This window comes from Achromobacter spanius (genome assembly GCF_002812705.1).
GTDB lineage: Bacteria > Pseudomonadota > Gammaproteobacteria > Burkholderiales > Burkholderiaceae_B > Achromobacter > Achromobacter spanius.
In genome coordinates, this window is the sequence record NZ_CP025030.1 from 3,165,218 (window position 1) to 3,181,126 (window position 15,909).

Annotated in this window: 12 protein-coding genes; 9 read left to right on the plus strand and 3 right to left on the minus strand. The window is 64.5% G+C overall.

Annotated elements, in window-relative coordinates; all coding sequences use genetic code 11:
* Positions 1 to 11: 11 nt before the first annotated feature.
* The 8 genes from styD (at position 12) to CVS48_RS14440 (ending at position 7,046) form a co-directional block, all read left to right on the plus strand.
* The gene (gene styD, locus CVS48_RS14405; protein ID WP_100855039.1) at positions 12 to 1,511 is read left to right on the plus strand and encodes a phenylacetaldehyde dehydrogenase StyD; all 1,500 of its coding nucleotides are present in this window, start codon (positions 12 to 14) and stop codon (positions 1,509 to 1,511) included.
* A 71-nt stretch (positions 1,512 to 1,582) separates the two neighbouring features.
* The gene (locus CVS48_RS14410; protein WP_100855040.1) at positions 1,583 to 2,464 is read left to right on the plus strand and encodes a transporter; all 882 of its coding nucleotides are present in this window, start codon (positions 1,583 to 1,585) and stop codon (positions 2,462 to 2,464) included.
* A gap of 31 nt (positions 2,465 to 2,495) precedes the next feature.
* Positions 2,496 to 3,689, plus strand: a complete 1,194-nt coding sequence (locus CVS48_RS14415) for an amine dehydrogenase large subunit (RefSeq protein ID WP_100855041.1) — start codon at positions 2,496 to 2,498, stop codon at positions 3,687 to 3,689.
* Positions 3,686 to 4,237 carry a MauE/DoxX family redox-associated membrane protein gene (locus tag CVS48_RS14420; RefSeq protein ID WP_100855042.1) on the plus strand — a complete coding sequence of 184 codons (552 nt, stop codon included), beginning with the start codon at positions 3,686 to 3,688 and terminating at the stop codon, positions 4,235 to 4,237. The genes CVS48_RS14415 and CVS48_RS14420 overlap by 4 nt, the downstream gene beginning before the upstream one ends.
* A gap of 11 nt (positions 4,238 to 4,248) precedes the next feature.
* A complete protein-coding gene (gene mauD, locus CVS48_RS14425) occupies positions 4,249 to 4,887 on the plus strand; it encodes a methylamine dehydrogenase accessory protein MauD (RefSeq protein ID WP_100855043.1) in 639 nt (212 codons plus the stop codon).
* Complete coding sequence (locus CVS48_RS14430; RefSeq protein ID WP_100855044.1) at positions 4,871 to 5,404, plus strand: methylamine dehydrogenase light chain; 534 nt, start codon at positions 4,871 to 4,873, stop codon at positions 5,402 to 5,404. Before mauD ends, CVS48_RS14430 begins: the two co-directional genes overlap by 17 nt.
* Positions 5,405 to 5,424: 20 nt before the next feature.
* Positions 5,425 to 5,943 (plus strand): c-type cytochrome, encoded by a 519-nt coding sequence (locus CVS48_RS14435; RefSeq protein ID WP_242001279.1) that lies wholly within the window; start codon positions 5,425 to 5,427, stop codon positions 5,941 to 5,943.
* Between the two features lie 149 nt (positions 5,944 to 6,092).
* Complete coding sequence (locus tag CVS48_RS14440; protein ID WP_100855045.1) at positions 6,093 to 7,046, plus strand: AraC-like ligand-binding domain-containing protein; 954 nt, start codon at positions 6,093 to 6,095, stop codon at positions 7,044 to 7,046.
* 49 nt (positions 7,047 to 7,095) lie between these two features.
* On the opposite strand, the gene CVS48_RS14445 is transcribed toward CVS48_RS14440, so the two are convergent.
* Both CVS48_RS14445 and glnE read right to left on the minus strand, forming a co-directional pair.
* Entirely contained in the window at positions 7,096 to 7,770 is a 675-nt protein-coding gene (locus CVS48_RS14445) for an epoxyqueuosine reductase QueH (RefSeq protein WP_006218530.1), read from the minus strand.
* A 146-nt stretch (positions 7,771 to 7,916) separates the two neighbouring features.
* Positions 7,917 to 10,709, minus strand: a complete 2,793-nt coding sequence (glnE, locus tag CVS48_RS14450) for a bifunctional [glutamate--ammonia ligase]-adenylyl-L-tyrosine phosphorylase/[glutamate--ammonia-ligase] adenylyltransferase (RefSeq protein ID WP_100855046.1) — start codon at positions 10,707 to 10,709, stop codon at positions 7,917 to 7,919.
* Between the two features lie 127 nt (positions 10,710 to 10,836).
* On the opposite strand from glnE, the gene CVS48_RS14455 reads away from it, so the two are divergent.
* The gene (locus CVS48_RS14455) at positions 10,837 to 14,520 is read left to right on the plus strand and encodes a YhdP family protein (protein ID WP_100855047.1); all 3,684 of its coding nucleotides are present in this window, start codon (positions 10,837 to 10,839) and stop codon (positions 14,518 to 14,520) included.
* Between the two features lie 82 nt (positions 14,521 to 14,602).
* Here the strand turns inward: CVS48_RS14455 and rho are convergent, their stop codons facing one another.
* Positions 14,603 to 15,862 carry a transcription termination factor Rho gene (gene rho / locus CVS48_RS14460; RefSeq protein WP_006218533.1) on the minus strand — a complete coding sequence of 420 codons (1,260 nt, stop codon included), beginning with the start codon at positions 15,860 to 15,862 and terminating at the stop codon, positions 14,603 to 14,605.
* Between the last annotated feature and the right edge of the window lie 47 nt (positions 15,863 to 15,909).

Sequence of the window (15,909 nt, forward strand, 5' to 3'; positions counted from 1 at the left end):
GGAGCTTTCAGATGTCTTCAGCAAGCGCACGTGCCACGGCCGACCGCCCGGAACTGGCCGCCATCCGGGAATTCATGCTGATAGACGGCAAGCCGGTGCACGAGGGGCAGGGCCAGCCTATCCCGGTGTACGACCCGGCCACGGGCCGCGTCATTGCCCATCAGCCCGATGCGGGCCCCGCCCAGGTGGATCTGGCCGTGCAAGCCGCGCGGCGCGCTTTTGCCTCCGGGCCGTGGCGCGACACGCTGCCGGCCGGCCGTGAACGCCTGCTGCTCAAGCTGGCTGACTTGCTTGAGCTGCACGGCACCGAACTGGCTCGACTGGAAACCCTGAACAACGGCAAATTGCTGGGCATCGCGCAGGGCCTGGAAGTGGCCGCCGGCGCGCAATGGCTGCGTTACATGGCGGGGTGGGCCACGAAGATCACGGGCGATACCCTGTCGCTGTCGATTCCTTTCCCGCCCGGCGTCCAGTACAGCGCCTATACCCTCGCGCAACCCGTGGGCGTGGTGGGCGCCATCATCCCGTGGAATTTCCCGCTGCTGATGGCGGTGTGGAAGATCGCGCCCGCCTTGGCCGCCGGCTGCACGGTGGTGCTCAAACCCGCCGAGGAAACCCCGCTGACCGCTTTGCGGCTGGCGGAGATTGTGCTTGAAGCGGGCTTTCCGCCCGGCGTCGTCAACGTCATCACCGGCCGTGGCGAAACGGCCGGCGCTGCGTTGGTGGCGCATCCGGGCATCGACAAGATCGCCTTCACCGGCTCTACCGAAGTGGGCAAGCTGATTGGGCGGGCCGCCATGGACGACATGAAACGGGTGTCGCTGGAACTGGGCGGCAAGTCTCCCGTGATCGTGCTGGACGACTGCGACGTCGACCGCGCCGTGCAGGGCGCCGCCGCGGCCATCTTTTTCAACCAGGGCCAAGTGTGCACGGCCGGCTCGCGGCTGTATGTGCAGCGCGGCCTTTACGACAAAGTCGTGCAGGGGCTGGCCGACGTGGCCGCCGGCATGACCCTGGGGTCGGGTTTCGATCCGGCCACGCAGATCGGCCCGCTGATCTCGGCGCGGCACCAACAGCGCGTGATGGACTACATCGGCATCGGCCGGGCCGAAGGGGGGCGCGTGCTGACGGGCGGCGTGGCCGACGACGGCGAAGGCTACTTCGTGCGGCCCACGGTGTTTGCCGACGTGCCGCAGCAAGCCCGCATCACGCAGGAAGAAATTTTCGGGCCGGTCGTCGTGGCGCAGCCCTTCGACAGCCTGGACGATGCGGTGCGCCTGGCCAACGACAGCGCCTTCGGCCTGGGCGCCAGCATCTGGAGCAACGACCTGACCCGCGTCCAACGCCTGATCCCGCGCATTGACGCGGGCACAGTCTGGGTCAACACCCACAACATGCTGGACCCGAACATGCCGTTTGGCGGCTTCAAGCAATCCGGCGTCGGCCGCGAACATGGCCGAGCCGTGCTTGAGATGTATCTAGAGAAGAAGTCTGTTTGCATCGCGTATTAGTACGGCGGGCAGCGCTGACCAAGCCGGGGCATACCGGCGGCGGCGCGTTCGCGACAACCAAGGGGAAGTGGATGGCAGGCAAGACATACGGCCGCGCCCGGGTGGGCGCAGCGCTGGCGCTGGCAGGCGCGGGTGCATTACAGCCGGCTTGGGCGGGGGACCCCAGCGCGCGCGACTGGATCCCGGCGCCCGTGGGCACCAATATCGTGGCGGGCTATCTGGCGGGCCTGCGCTCGTCCGGGCTGTATTCCGAGGGCAAGCGTGTCGACGATGCTTCGGTGGACGTGAACGCGCTGGTCTATCGCCAGATGCACTACCGTGACTTCTACGGCAAGACGGTGCAACTGGAATTCATCGTGCCCATGTACCGCACGTCGCTGGACCTGCCGGGCGTGCCTGGCGATCATCAAACCGGCATTGGCGACGTGACGCTGGGCTCGGCGATCTGGCTCTACAACAACGAGCAGACCAAGACCTGGTTCGCCTGGGAGCCCTTTATCGTGGCGCCGGTGGGCCGCTACGACGGTTCGCGGCCCGATGTGTCGCCCGGCAAGAATCGATGGTCAACCATCCAGGACTTTTCCTTCGTCAAAGGGGTGGGCGAATCCACCTTTCTGGAAGCGATCGCCGAAGTGGAAATCTATGGCCGCAACACCGACTGGTATGGCCAGACCTTGAAGAAAGACCCGTCGTTTCGCTTCTTCGCGCTGGCCTCGACCAACCTTACCCCGGACACCTATACAGGCATCCGCTATCGCTACGAGACGGGCGGGCGCGAAACCGCATCCGGGGAAACGGTGGCAACCCGGGCCCGCAATCACCAGGTGGCGCTTGAACTGACGCACCAGCTCAACGACGCCAACCAGATTCAAATGCAGTACATCCACGACCTGAAGGTCGAGAACGGGCCGCGAATGCGGGGCGTGCAACTGCGCTACGTCTACGCTTTCTAGGGAATCGGATCATGAGACCAGGAGAATATCGATGATTGCGCGTCGAGCCAGATCACGAGCGTTGCGGGCAGGCCGGTGGGCGCTGTGCGCCGCCTTGGCAAGCGCCTCGGGCCTAGCCTGGGCGGATTTGCCCATAGAGGAACTCAAGGGCGGCACCCGCTTGCCCCCGGCCACGGCGCACCGGCTGTACGTCATGGACGCGGCCTTCAACCACCTGGTCGACAGCCGGGTCAACATCTATGACGGCGATACCGGCAAATTCCTGGGGCTGGTGCCGACTTCGTTCAACGGCCACATGACGGTGTCGTCCGACGGCCGCGACATCTATGTCATGACGACCTATTACGAGCGACTCAATCGCGGCAAGCGCACCGACGTCATCGAAGCCTGGGACGCCGAAACCCTGACGCCCAAGTACGAGGTGCCCATTCCGCAAAAGCGCGCGCAAGCACTGAACTACCGCAACTATCTGCGCCAAAGCACCGACGGTGCACTGCTCTTCGTGCAGAATGCCACGCCCGCCACGTCCGTCACCGTGGTGGATGTGAAGACGCGCCAGTTCGCCGACGAGATCACCGCCGCGGCCGGGTGCTGGAGCGTCATCCCGCTGCCTTCGCGCCCGCGCAGTTTCACCACGATATGCGGCGATGGCGCGCTGCTGACCATCGACCTGGACGCGGCCGGCAAGCCCGCCTCCCAGCACCGCAGCCAGCCGATGTTCGACCTGGAAAAAGACCCCATCTTCACGCACACCGAGAACCTGGGCGACACCTTCTATTTCGTGTCCTATAACGGCAACGTCTACACCGCCGACTTCAGCGGCAAGGAAGTCAGTTTCGGCAAGCCATGGTCACTGCTGGACGCCTCCGGCAAGGACCAGGGCTGGCGGCCGGGCGGCTACAACCTGCTGGCCGTCAACCGCGCGCTGAAGCGGCTATACGTGGGCATGCATCCGAACGGCGCGGAAGGCACGCACAAAACGCCCGCCGCCGAGATCTGGGTCTATGACCTGGAATCGCGCAAGCGCGTTGCGCGCGTGCCGGGTAAAGGCGCGCTGTCGATGTCGGTATCGCAGGACGACAAGCCGCGCCTGTTCACCATCGACGGCGGCAACGTCAGTGTCTTTGACGCCGCGCCGGTCGCACCGGTATTCAAGACCACCATCCAGGCGGCGGGCGAGACCGCGTTGCAGGTCGAGCCGCAGCCGTTCAAGGGGGCGCCATGAACGATCCCGTCCTGTTCTATGGCGCGAGCGCCGCGCTGGCCTGCGTGCTGCTGTTGGGCGCACTGGAAAAAATGAAGGATGTGGCGGCGTTCTCGGCAGCGGTGTCGGCTTACGACATCCTGCCGTCAAGCTGGAGCGGCGTGTTTGCTCGCGGCTACGTGCTGGCCGAGCTGGCGGCGGGTGTCTTGCTGCTGATACCCGGGCAGCAAGCCGCGGGCGCTCTGTTGGCGTTGGGGGTGCTGGCCGTGGCGACCTTGGCGCTTGCATACAACCTGGCGCGTGGGCATCGCGACATTGATTGCGGTTGCGGCGGGCCGGCTTCGCGCGCACCGGGCGGCGCGCAAACGGGCTTGTCCTGGTGGCTGGTGCTGCGCAACGGTGCCCTGGCGCTATGGGCGATGCCAGCCCTTGCCTTCTTGGCGGGGCAAGCGCGCAGCCTGCAATGGGCGGACGCCGCCGCTGTATTCGGCCTGGCGATGACCGCCGTGGGTCTGTACTTCACCGCCAATCACTTGTTGGCCTCGCATCTCAAGCTGCGGAATCTTTGAAGGAGTTTCATATGGATGCCTTGATCATTTCCAATTTCCTGCTGTGGGGCGTGGTGCTGTGCCTGGTGCTGGTCATCCTGGCGCTGTCCCGGCAGATCGGCGTGTTGTACGAGCGGGTAGCGCCGATGGGGGCGCTGACCATGGACAAAGGCCCTGCGGTGGGCGAGGCCGCGCCGCGCTTTGCCTTGCCTGATCTGCTTGGGCGCCGCATCACGATCGGTGAACGCGGCCAGCACAGCCAACTGCTGTTTTTCCTGTCGCCAACCTGCCCGGTGTGCAAAAAACTGCTGCCTATCCTGAAGTCCGTCGCCAATACCGAAAGCGCGTGGTTGCGCATCGTGTTGGCCAGCGACGGCGAGATGCCCGAGCATTTGGCGTTCTATAAGCAAGCCGGGTTGGAGCGCTTTCCGTACGTGCTGTCGACCGAGCTGGGCATGAAGTTCCAGATCAGCAAGCTGCCCTACGCGGTGCTGCTGGACGAAACGGGCACCTTGCGCGCCAAGGGCCTGATCAATTCCCGCGAGCAGTTGGAAAGCCTGTTCACGGCCAAGGAACTGGGCGTGGCGTCGGTGCAGGACTTCCTGGCCGCAAGCACGCTGGACGAGACCCGGATTTCCCGCAAGGAGAGCGGCAATGCACTGGCTGGATAAACTTGGAGAGCGCGCCACGCGCTCGGTTGCGCACGCCACGTCGCGGCGCAGCGTGCTGAACCGTATCGGCAAGCTGTTGGTCGGCACGGCCTTCCTGGTGCCGGTGCTTCCGGTGGCACGGTCGGCGCCCGCGGCCGGCAAAAAGCCTCAAATGGACGACACGGCTTGCGATTACTGGCGCTACTGCGCGGTGGACGGCTTTTTGTGTTCGTGCTGCGGCGGCAGCATGACGTCGTGCCCGCCCGGCACCTCGCCATCGGCCGTATCGTGGGTGGGCACCTGCCACAACCCCTTGGACGGCAAGGACTATCTCATCAGCTACAACGACTGCTGCGGCAAAACGGCATGCGGCAAGTGCATGTGCGCGGCGGCTGAACGTGAACGTCCGGGCTACCAGATGTTCCTGCACAACGACGTGAACTGGTGCATGTCCAACGAATCCTCAATCTTCCACTGCACCACGTCGGTGATCGTGGGCTTGGCCAAACCCCAGCTCAAGGCGCCGGCCAAGCCATGAGGTCTGGCGGCAAGCGGCGAATGACGGGACGTCGGTGGCCCTGGGCTGCCGGGGGCGCCGGGGTTACCGGGGTTGCCCTCCTGCTGCTTGTTGCGGGGCAGGCGGTAGCAGCGGACGACGCGTCCACGACAGACCGCCTGCGGCAGGCGGTGCGCGCCGACTACGTCCTGCAATGCGCGGGATGCCATCGCGTGGACGGCCGGGGCAGCAACCCGCATGGCATTCCAGACTTTCGCCAGTCGGTGGGCGCGTTCGTGCATTTGCCCGCGGGCCGCGAATACCTGATCCGCGTGCCGGGCGCCGCCCATTCGCAACTCAGCAATGCCGAGCTGGCGGCCGTGCTGAACTGGGTGCTGACGGAGTTCAGCGCCGCGCAGTTGCCGGCCGATTTTGCGCCGTATACCGAAGCCGAAGTGGCCGTGGCACGCCCGCGCCGGTACGACGACGTGGTGCCGGTGCGCCATGATCTGGCCGACAAGCTGTCGTCCATGGGCTTCACCTTGTCTGATTATTCTTATGGAAGCGACAGAAAACCCTAGTCCGCCAAGAACTTAGGGGTTGTCACGGATACTCCCTGCCCAAACGCGGTGCTAGAAAGAGGCAGCATCCCATTCAACGCTGTAGCTGTGCCGTGGGGCTTGCCGTCCCAGGCACAAAAGGCACGCCGTTTCGAGACGCCGGAGTCGCCATGTCATCATCCCTTTTGCACAGTCCGCCCAGGCATTTCCTGGACTGCGCCAGTTGGCAGGAAAGCATCAGCAGCACCTTCGTGCCCTTGGAAGTGTCCGCGGTGTCTCCGGCGCGTTTTCGTAATAGCGTGGCGGTGGATTCATTGGGGTGGATGCACGTCAGCGAACTGCGCAGCAGCGCGCAGCGCGTGCGCCGCAGCAAGCTGCTGGCAGGACGGTCCGAGGAAGCGGGCTACAAGGTCACGCTGCAATTGGCGGGCCGCAGCGAAATCCGCCAATCCAATCGCACGGCCTTGTTGATGCCGGGAGAATGGAGCATCTACGACACCACGCGCCCCTACGAGGTTGATGTGGACGACGGCGCGCACTTTCTGGTGATGCAGGTACCGGGCAAGCATGCCGAAACTTGGCAACCTCATATGCAAAATGCCGTGGCGCGCAGCTTCAGCGCCCGGCAGGGTTGCGGCCGCATGGCCATGGACCTGTTGCGCGTGGCCTTGAGCGAGCATGCCCATTTGTCGGAAAGCGCGGCGCGCGACGCGGCCAATGCCGTGCTGCAGATGATGGGGCTGGATATCAGCGAACGGGCGGGGGGGCTGGCCGAGCAGGATCAGGCCGGTTTGAAGCATGCGCAGTTGCGCCGCGTGCAGCAGCATATTCTTGAAAATTTGCACGATCCGGCCTTGTCGCCGGCGTCGGCCGCAGCGGCATTCCGGATGTCGCGCCGCTACCTGTACAACCTGTTTGCGCTGGCATCCACCACGCCCGCTGACTTCATTCTTGGCGCCCGGCTTGAACGCTGCCGCGACGTGTTGCGCGATACGACGCAGGCGGCGCGGCAAATCGGCGATATTGCCTACCGCTATGGGTTTTCAGACGCGGCGCGATTCAGCCATGCATTTCGCAAGCGCTTCGGGGCATCGCCATCCGAATACCGGCGCCAGGAGCGCTAGGGCTCCAAGCGCGGTCCCGCCTGAAAAGGACGCAAGCGCAGCGCTGTGATCAGAGCTGCTCTTCGTTGATCAGGTCTTCCTTGCCGTAGAACTTCACGCCGATGTGAATACGGTCGCGGCCTTGCGCGCGGCGGTGGCGGTTGGTGTCGCGCAGCGAATACACGCAGCCGCAATATTCCTGCTGGTAGAAGTTTTCGCGCTTGCTGATTTCGATCATACGGGCCGAACCGCCGCCTTTGCGCCAGTTGTAGGTCCAGTAGATCAGGTCATCGTAGCGGGCCGCCGCGCGTTCGCCGCAGCCGTTGATCTGGTTCATGTCCTTCCAGCGCGAGATGCCCAGCGAGCTGGTGATGGTGTCAAAACCGTGTTCGTGCGCGTACAGCGCGGTGCGCTCGAAGCGCATGTCAAAGCAGGCGGTGCAGCGCTCGCCGCGTTCGGGGGCATCTTCCATGCCCTTGACGCGGTCGAACCAGTTGTCCATGTCGTAGTCGGCGTCGATGAATTCGATGCCGTGCTGCTCGGCGAAGCGGATGTTTTCCTGCTTGCGGATCTCGTACTCTTTGACCGGATGGATGTTCGGGTTGTAGAAGTAGATCGCGTAGTCGATGCCGGAAGCCGTCATGGCTTCCATGACCTCGCCGGAACAGGGCGCGCAGCACGAGTGCATCAGCACTTTGCTGCGGCCGGCGGGAAGGTCAAGCTTGGGGCGGACGAGTTCGGACATGGCTGGCGTGCGGGAAAAAGGCGGAAAACTCCTTATTTTACCGCGAGTTGGGGGCAGGCGGGCCGGGCCTGAAGCGCTGCCGCTAAGCACTGTCCATAGCTCGGCTTCCGGGTCTGCTTCTTAGCTCTGGCTCTTCGCCCTGCCTCTTAGCCTTGCTTCGCGGCGCCGCTTCCCAGCACCGCCTCCCAGAGTTCGCGCACCGCCGCGCGTTCGGTCACCAGTTGTTCCGGCCCCACCCGCGCTTTTTCCACGCCCTGCATGCGCATCTCGTGCTGTACGCGGCGCAAGGTGCGGTAGGCGTCGGCGGCGCGTGCCGCCAGTTCGGGGGAGATCAGACCGGCTTCGCCCGCCAGCCGCAGCAAGGTGATGTTGCCCAGGTTTTTCACGAACACGGGGTGCGTCGCCGCGTAGCACAGCACCAGATACTGCGTCACGAATTCCACGTCGACCATGCCGCCACGGTCATGCTTCAGGTCAAACTGCTGGCTGGTGTTGGGATGGCCGGCGTTGATTTTTTCACGCATGGCCAGCACCTCGTCGCGCAATGCGGCGGGGTCGCGGGGCTGCACCAGAATCGCTTCGCGGATCTGCTCGAAGCGGGCGCCTACCTGGGCGTCGCCCGCGGCGTGGCGGGCGCGTGTCAGGGCCTGATGTTCCCAGGCCCAGGCGTGCTTGTGCTGATATTGCTCGAAGGCCTCGACGGAAACGGCCAGCAGGCCGGCGTCGCCGTCCGGCCGCAGGCGTAGATCCACCTCGTACAGCCGGCCCGACGAAGTCATCGTGGACAGCCAGGACGTCATGCGTCGGCCGAGCTTGGCGTAGACCTCGGCGGCATCTTCACGCGGATCGTCGAACAGGAACACCAGGTCCAGATCGGACGCATAGCCCAGTTCCTTGCCGCCCAGTTTGCCGTAGGCGATGACAGCGAAGCGCGGCGGGGCGCCCTCCACCTTGTTCACCAGCGGCCAGGCGCGGTGAATGGTCTCGGTCAGCAGCAGGTCTGCAAGCGCCGACAACTGGTCCGCCAGCTTTTCCACCGTGAGCTCGCCTTCCAGATCCTGCGCCAGCAGTTGGAAGCTGGCCTGCCGCTGCACGTCGCGCATCAGGTTCATCTGCCGCTCGACGTCGGGGGCGCCATCAGGCAGGCGGCAAGCGTCCAGGTCGGCGCTGAGTTGGCGCGCGATCTGGGCGAAGTCCAGCGGTTCGAACAGCGTGCGCCAGTCGATCAGGCTGTCCAGCAGCAGCGGATGCTGCGTCAGGTATTGCGCGGCCCAGGGGCTGGCCGCCACCATCCGCGCCACGCGCGCCAGCGTGTCCGGGTATTCGGCCAGCAGCGCCAGATAGGCGCTGCGCTGAACAATTTTTTCGATCAGGTCAAACAGGCGCACAGCGGCATTCAGCGGCGCCGACGTCTGCCTAGCCGCGCGCAAGGCGGCCGGCAGCAGGGCTTCCATGCGGCGGCGGCTGCTCTCGGGCAGGCTGCGTACCCGATGGCTGCCCAGCAGCGTTTCGGTACGCCGCAGCAAGTCCTGGGCCTCGTCGCCAAAGGCCTGCCGGATCTGCTCGGCAAGTTCGCATTCGCTGCCCGACTCGTCGGTGTCGTTGGCCGCTTCGGCCGACGTGCCGGTGTCTTCCGCATCGCCCATGCCGACCATGCGGAAGACGTTGCGGAAGGTCTGCGACACGAACTTGCGGTGCGCGGCAAGCGTGCTTTCAAAGTCGTCCGGGCTCATGCCCAGCGCGGCGGCCAGCGCGGCGCGTTGCGCGGGGTCGCCCGGCAGCAGGTGGGTTTGCTCGTCTTCGCGATACTGCAAGGCATGTTCGGTGCGGCGCAGGTAGCGGTAGGCTTCTTCAAGACGGCGCGCGTCTTCCTCGGGCACCAGGCCCGCCAGGCGCTCGGCATGCAAGGCTTCCAGCAGGCCGCGCTTTTGCAGGGCAGGCATGCGGCCGCCTCGGATCAGTTGGGCAAGCTGCACCACGAATTCGATTTCGCGGATGCCGCCATCGCCCAGCTTGATGTTGTTGGCGCTGTCGATGCCGTTGCGCGCCATGGCGCGGCGCTGCCAGTCCTGACGGATGCGTTCGCGCAACGCGCGCAAGGCGGCAAGCGCATCGAAGTCAAAGTACTTGCGATAAACGAACGGCACGCGCAGGCTTTCCAGTTGGCGGGCTTGCGCAGTGCTGTCGCTGCCTTCAAACGCTTGCGCGGGCATCAGGCGGGCCTTCAGCCAGGCATAGCGTTCCCATTCGCGCCCCTGGCCGATCAGGTAGTGTTCAAGCGCGTCCAGGCTCCAGGCGAGCGGGCCGGCGTCACCATCGGGGCGCAGCCGCAGGTCGGTGCGGAAAACCTGGCCATTGGCGTCCACTTCCGAAATCACCGGCATCATGCGCCGCGTCAGCCGGCCGTAGAACTCGTGGTGGCTGATGCGGCGCGGGCCATCCGTTTCGCCTTCTTCGCCATACAGCATGATGAGGTCGATGTCGGAGGACACGTTCAGCTCGCAGCCGCCCAGCTTGCCCATGCCGACGATCAGCATTTCCTGCGGCTTGCCGGTGGCGGGGTCGCGCGGCACGCCGTGGACCGCGGCCAGTTCGGCGGCCACGCTGCGGTAGGCTTGCGCCACCGCGATGTCGGCCAACGTGGTCATTGCGCCGACCACTTCTTCAAGGTCGGCCTGGCCGGACAGGTCGCGCACGATCAGTACGCTGAACACGCGTTCGCGCAATTTGCGCAGCACCATCCGGCAGGTGTCCAGCGGCAGGGTGGGCGGCGCGTCGGGTCCGGCCAGCTCAGATTGCCATTGGGCCATCCTGGCCGCAGTGACGGGCTGCTGCACGGCATCCGTCAGCCATGCGGCCAGATCGGGATGCGCGTCCAGGCGGCGGCGCAAGTGACCGGACCAGGCAAGAGCGGGGGCAAGCGAAGAGGGCGTTGACATGGCGTTGGGGGCGGCAGACGAATGGGCGCGTTTCAGGTATAAGTGGGGACGATACCGCAAGACATATTCTCCTGCCCACCGATCCGTGTCTGTTTCAAAAAAAGCTCCCACGCCGCGCGCGCGACGCGTGTTCCGCTGCCTATTCTGGGCCGTGTTGATCGTTTATTGCGTGGCGGCCGCGGGGTTTTTGGGCGTGCGCTACTGGGTGCTGCCTCGCGTGGGCGAATGGCGTCCTCAAATTGAAGCGTATGCCAGCGAGACCTTGGGCGCCCGCGTCACCATCGGCGGCATCCAGGCAAACTGGCAAGGCCTGAATCCCCGCCTGGATCTCACCGCTGTTCAGGTCGTCGACCACGACGATGCAACGCCGGTGCTGTCCCTGCCATCCGTCTCCGCCGTGCTGGCCTGGCGCAGCGTGCTGACGCTATCGCCACGGCTGGTGCGTTTGCAGGTTGAAAAGCCCGAACTGACCCTGCGGCGAGATGCCGCGAATCACCTGTGGGTGGCGGGGCAAAATATTGATCTGAACGCCAGCGACCATCAGTCCGATCTGGATCACCCGGCCTTGCGATGGTTGGTGCGGCAGCGAGAACTGCTGATCAACGATGCAACAATCGTCTGGCAAGACGACCTGCGCCGAGCCCCCCCTTTGCCACTGACCGGCGTTGATTTCCTGATGCGCAACGGCAGCTTGTCGCACCGCTTTGTGTTGCGGGCCTCGGCCGGCCAGGCGCTGGCTCGCCACGTGGAATTGCGCGGGGAATTCAACCGCAGCCTGTTCGCCGCCAATGCCGCCAACCCCGCAAACTGGAGCGGCCAGCTCTATACGGAACTGGATGACGCCGAGCCGCAGTCCTGGGCGCCGTGGGTTTCTGCGCCTGTGATTGCGGGACGGATCGCCGGCCGGGCGTGGCTGCAAATGGATCGCGGCAAGTTCACCGTGCTGACGGCTGATGTTGCCGTGCGAGGCGTGGACTGGGCGGCGTCCAAGGACGGCCCGGCGGTGCAAGGTGCGTCGGCGCAATTTCGCGTGCAGGGTTTGCCGGGTGACTTTGTTCAGATAGCTGGGGTGCCGCTGGCGCGCAGCCCTGGCGCTGCCGACTTGTCGATCAAGGGGGCGGTGCAGCACCTGCGTGTATCGCTGCCTGGCGTGTTCCAGGAACCAACCCTGGCCGCGCGCGAACTGTCCCTGGATGCGCAGGTGAAGGGGCCGGACGCGGATCATTGGTTTGTAGACGTTGCGCAAGCGCATGTTGTGAACGATGACCTGGACGTGCGGGTGCAGGGCCAATGGAAGCCGGAGGGCAAGACCTCGGCGGGTAGCGTCGACATGCGCGGCACGATGGTGCGCGGCGCGATGTCGGCCATCCATCGTTATCTGCCGCTTGAGGTGAATGCGGATGCGCGCGAATGGCTGGCGGTAGGTTTGCCGGCGGGCGAAATGCGTTCGGCCGCCGTCACGCTCAAGGGCGACCTGGATGATTTCCCTTACGCCGCGCCGGATGCGGCCGGTGAATTCGTCATTGCGGGCGACTATGCGGGCGCCAAGGTCGACTACGCCCCGGCAGGGCCGAATCACAAAGGGTGGCCCGTGCTGGAAAACCTGTCGGGCACTTTCCGCATCGACAAGGTAAGCCTGACGCTGGACAGCGCTGGCGGAGCCACCGCGCGTACCGGGCCGGGGCAGACGGTCAACCTCGGCGCGGTGAAGGCCACGATTCCGAACATGGATGATGGCTCTGAACTGCTGCTGGACGGTGAAACGTCCGGCCCCGTTTCGGCCTATCTTGCCTTGGCGGCCAATTCCCCGTTGGGCGGGCTGTTGGACGGCGCCCTGGATGAGGCGCACGGCACGGGTGACTGGCGCGTGCCCCTGAAGCTGAAAGTGCCGCTGTTGAACACTGACGACACCGAAGTGCAGGGTCACATCCTGTTTGCGGACAACAGCTTCACGTTCATGCCTGAAATGCCGCTGCTCAAAGACCTGCATGGCGACCTTGAGTTCTCGGAAAAAGGGGTGCGCACCCAGGAGATCCGCGGGCAGTTCCTGGGCGGGCCGGTCAAGATCTTCGGCACCTTGGCGAAAAATTCGGATGTCCTGCAGTTCGAAGGCGCGCTGACGGGCGCCGGCCTGTCGCAACTGAGCAATGCGCCGTCCATGTCGCGGTTTTCCGGCAAGACGGACTACAAGGGCCGGCTGGGTTACCAGAAGGGCGGGTCGGTCGATATTTCGATGGAATCCAGCTTGGCGGGCATGGCGATCGACATGCCGGCGCCGGTGGGCAAGGCCGCCTCGTCGTCGCGGTTGTTGAAGCTGCAATGGGGCGCAGCCGAAGATCGCGGCATGAAAGGCCGGCGCTGGCTGACGGCCAGCCTGGGCGAAGACGTAAACGCCCTGTTCGAGCGAGACGCGAACGGCGGCGCGTCCTACTTTGCTCGTGGGGCGTTGGGCATCGGCCGTCCGGCCAGCCTGCCGGATCGGGGGCTGAGCCTGAACGCCAGCCTGCCTGAACTGGACATGGACACTTGGGAAACGGTGGTGGACGGCTTCGATGCGCCACCGGGCAAGGGCGGGGCCAGGAAAGCCGCGACGAAGCCGGTTTTCCCGCAGCCCGAGCGCATCAGCCTGGCCACCGGCACCTTGCGCGCAAGCGGCTATACCTTGAATGACCTGACGCTGTATGCGATGCGGCCGGGTCCGTCGCAATGGCGTGTCGACATCCAATCGCGTCAGGCTACGGGGTCGCTGGAATGGCAGGAGGCCTCTGGCGCGATCGCGGGCCAGCTCACCGCCCGGATGAAACACCTGTCGTTTGGGGGCGAGGGCGACACCAACGAGGCGGACAAGGCCCTGGCCTCTGGTAATGACCTGTCGGACATTCCCGCCATCGACCTGCAGGCCAAGGAATTTCTTCTGTACGGCAAGAATGTGGGCGAGCTTCAGGTGGTGGGAACGAACCAGGAGCGCGGCCGGCAATGGCGGCTGGATAAGCTGACGATCACCAACGACGCGGCCACCCTGAACGCCACGGGCAACTGGCGCCTGGAAGGGCCGGATCGCGGCCTGAGCGTGGACGCAAACGCCAACTTCGTGGACATTGGCAAGTTCATGACGCGGATTGGTTTCGAGGGGGTGGTGTCCGGGGGGTCGGGTACGACGCAGGGCAAGGCCACTTGGCGCAACCTGCCCTGGACCCACAATGTTGCGGACATCGGCGGGGAGGTCACCGTCAGTTTGGACAAGGGCCGCTTCATGCACGTGAATTCCCGTACGGCGCGCCTGCTGGAACTGCTGTCGCTGCAATCACTGCAACGGCTGGCGCGGCTGGACGTCAACCCAACCAACCTGCTGCGCGACGGCTTTCCGTTCGACACCATTCGCGGTCACGTGAAGATGGCGGATGGCAATGTGTCCACCGAGGGCTACAAGATCAACGGGCCGGTGGCCACCATCGTCCTGGCGGGCGGGGTCAACCTGATCCGTGAACGCTGGGATTTGAAGGCCGTGGTGATCCCGAACCTGGACGCCAGCGGCGCGGCCATGGTCACGGCGCTGGCGGTGAATCCGCTGATCGGCCTGGGCGCATTCGTCACGCAATGGTTGTTGAAGCAGCCGTTGGCGCGCGCGATGACCATGGAATATTCGGTGACGGGCAACTGGGACGATCCGCAGATCGAGCCGATCGAGGCTTCGGGCAAGGAAGCTAGCAAAGAAGCGGGTAAAGAATCCGGCAAAGAAGCACCCAAGCACACGCCGCGGCCTGCCAACGCCCCCGTTCGCAGCGTCATACCGGAATTCATCGAGCACTGATGCCGATTTCCGGGCCGCCAATTATTGGGTCCACCAAAAAATAAACCGCCCGAGGGCGGTTTATTTTTGACGCGAAGCCAGCTTACTTCTTCTTCATCATGTCGAAGAATTCGGCATTGGTCTTGGTCGCGCGCATCTTGTCCAGGATGAACTCCATGGATTGCACTTCGTCCATGTCGTGGATGAACTTGCGCAGCACCCAGACCTTTTGCAGCAGGTCCGGCGCAATCAGCAGTTCTTCGCGACGGGTGCCCGACTTGTTCAGGTTGATGGACGGGTAGACGCGCTTTTCAGCCAGGCGACGTTCAAGGTGGACTTCGGAGTTGCCCGTGCCCTTGAATTCTTCGTAGATGACTTCGTCCATGCGGCTGCCGGTTTCGATCAGCGCCGTACCCAGGATGGTCAGCGAACCGCCTTCTTCCAGGTTACGGGCCGCGCCGAAGAAGCGCTTGGGGCGTTGCAGGGCGTTGGCGTCCACACCGCCGGTCAGCACCTTGCCGGAAGCCGGCACCACGGTGTTGTAGGCACGGGCCAGACGGGTGATCGAGTCCAGCAGGATCACGACGTCTTTCTTCATTTCGACCAGGCGCTTGGCCTTTTCGATGACCATTTCAGCCACTTGCACGTGGCGGGTGGCGGGTTCGTCGAAGGTCGACGCCACCACTTCACCGCGCACCGTGCGCTGCATTTCGGTCACTTCTTCCGGGCGCTCGTCCACCAGCAGGACAATCATGACGGCGTCGGGGTAGTTGGTGGTGATGGCATGCGCAATGTGCTGCATCATCACCGTCTTGCCGGACTTGGGGCTGGCGACGATCAGGCCGCGCTGGCCCATGCCGATCGGGGCGAACACATCCAGGATACGGCCCGTCAGGTTCTCTTCGCTCTTGATGTCCCGTTCCAGACGCATCGTCCGGTTCGGGTGCAGCGGCGTCAGGTTTTCGAACATGATGCGATGCTTGATCGCTTCGGGCGCCACGCCGTTGACCTTGTCCACCTTGACCAGCGCAAAGTAGCGTTCGCCATCTTTCGGCGTGCGCACTTCACCTTCGATGGAGTCGCCGGTGTGCAGGTTGAAACGGCGGATCTGCGAGGGCGAGATATAGATGTCGTCCGTGCTGGCCAGATACGAGGTCTCGGGCGAGCGCAGGAAACCGAAGCCGTCCGGCAGGACTTCCAGGACGCCGTCGCCAAAGATCTGCTCGCCTTGCTTGGCGCGCCGTTTCATGATGGCGAACATCAGCTCCTGCTTGCGCAGGCGGTTGGCGTTCTCGATTTCCAGGCCAGCGGCCATTTCGAGCAGCTGCGAGACATGCAGCGCCTTCAGTTCATTGAGGTGCATCGCGGTGAATGTGGGGGAAAAGTAAAGGAGGGTTCTGGCGGCGCGCC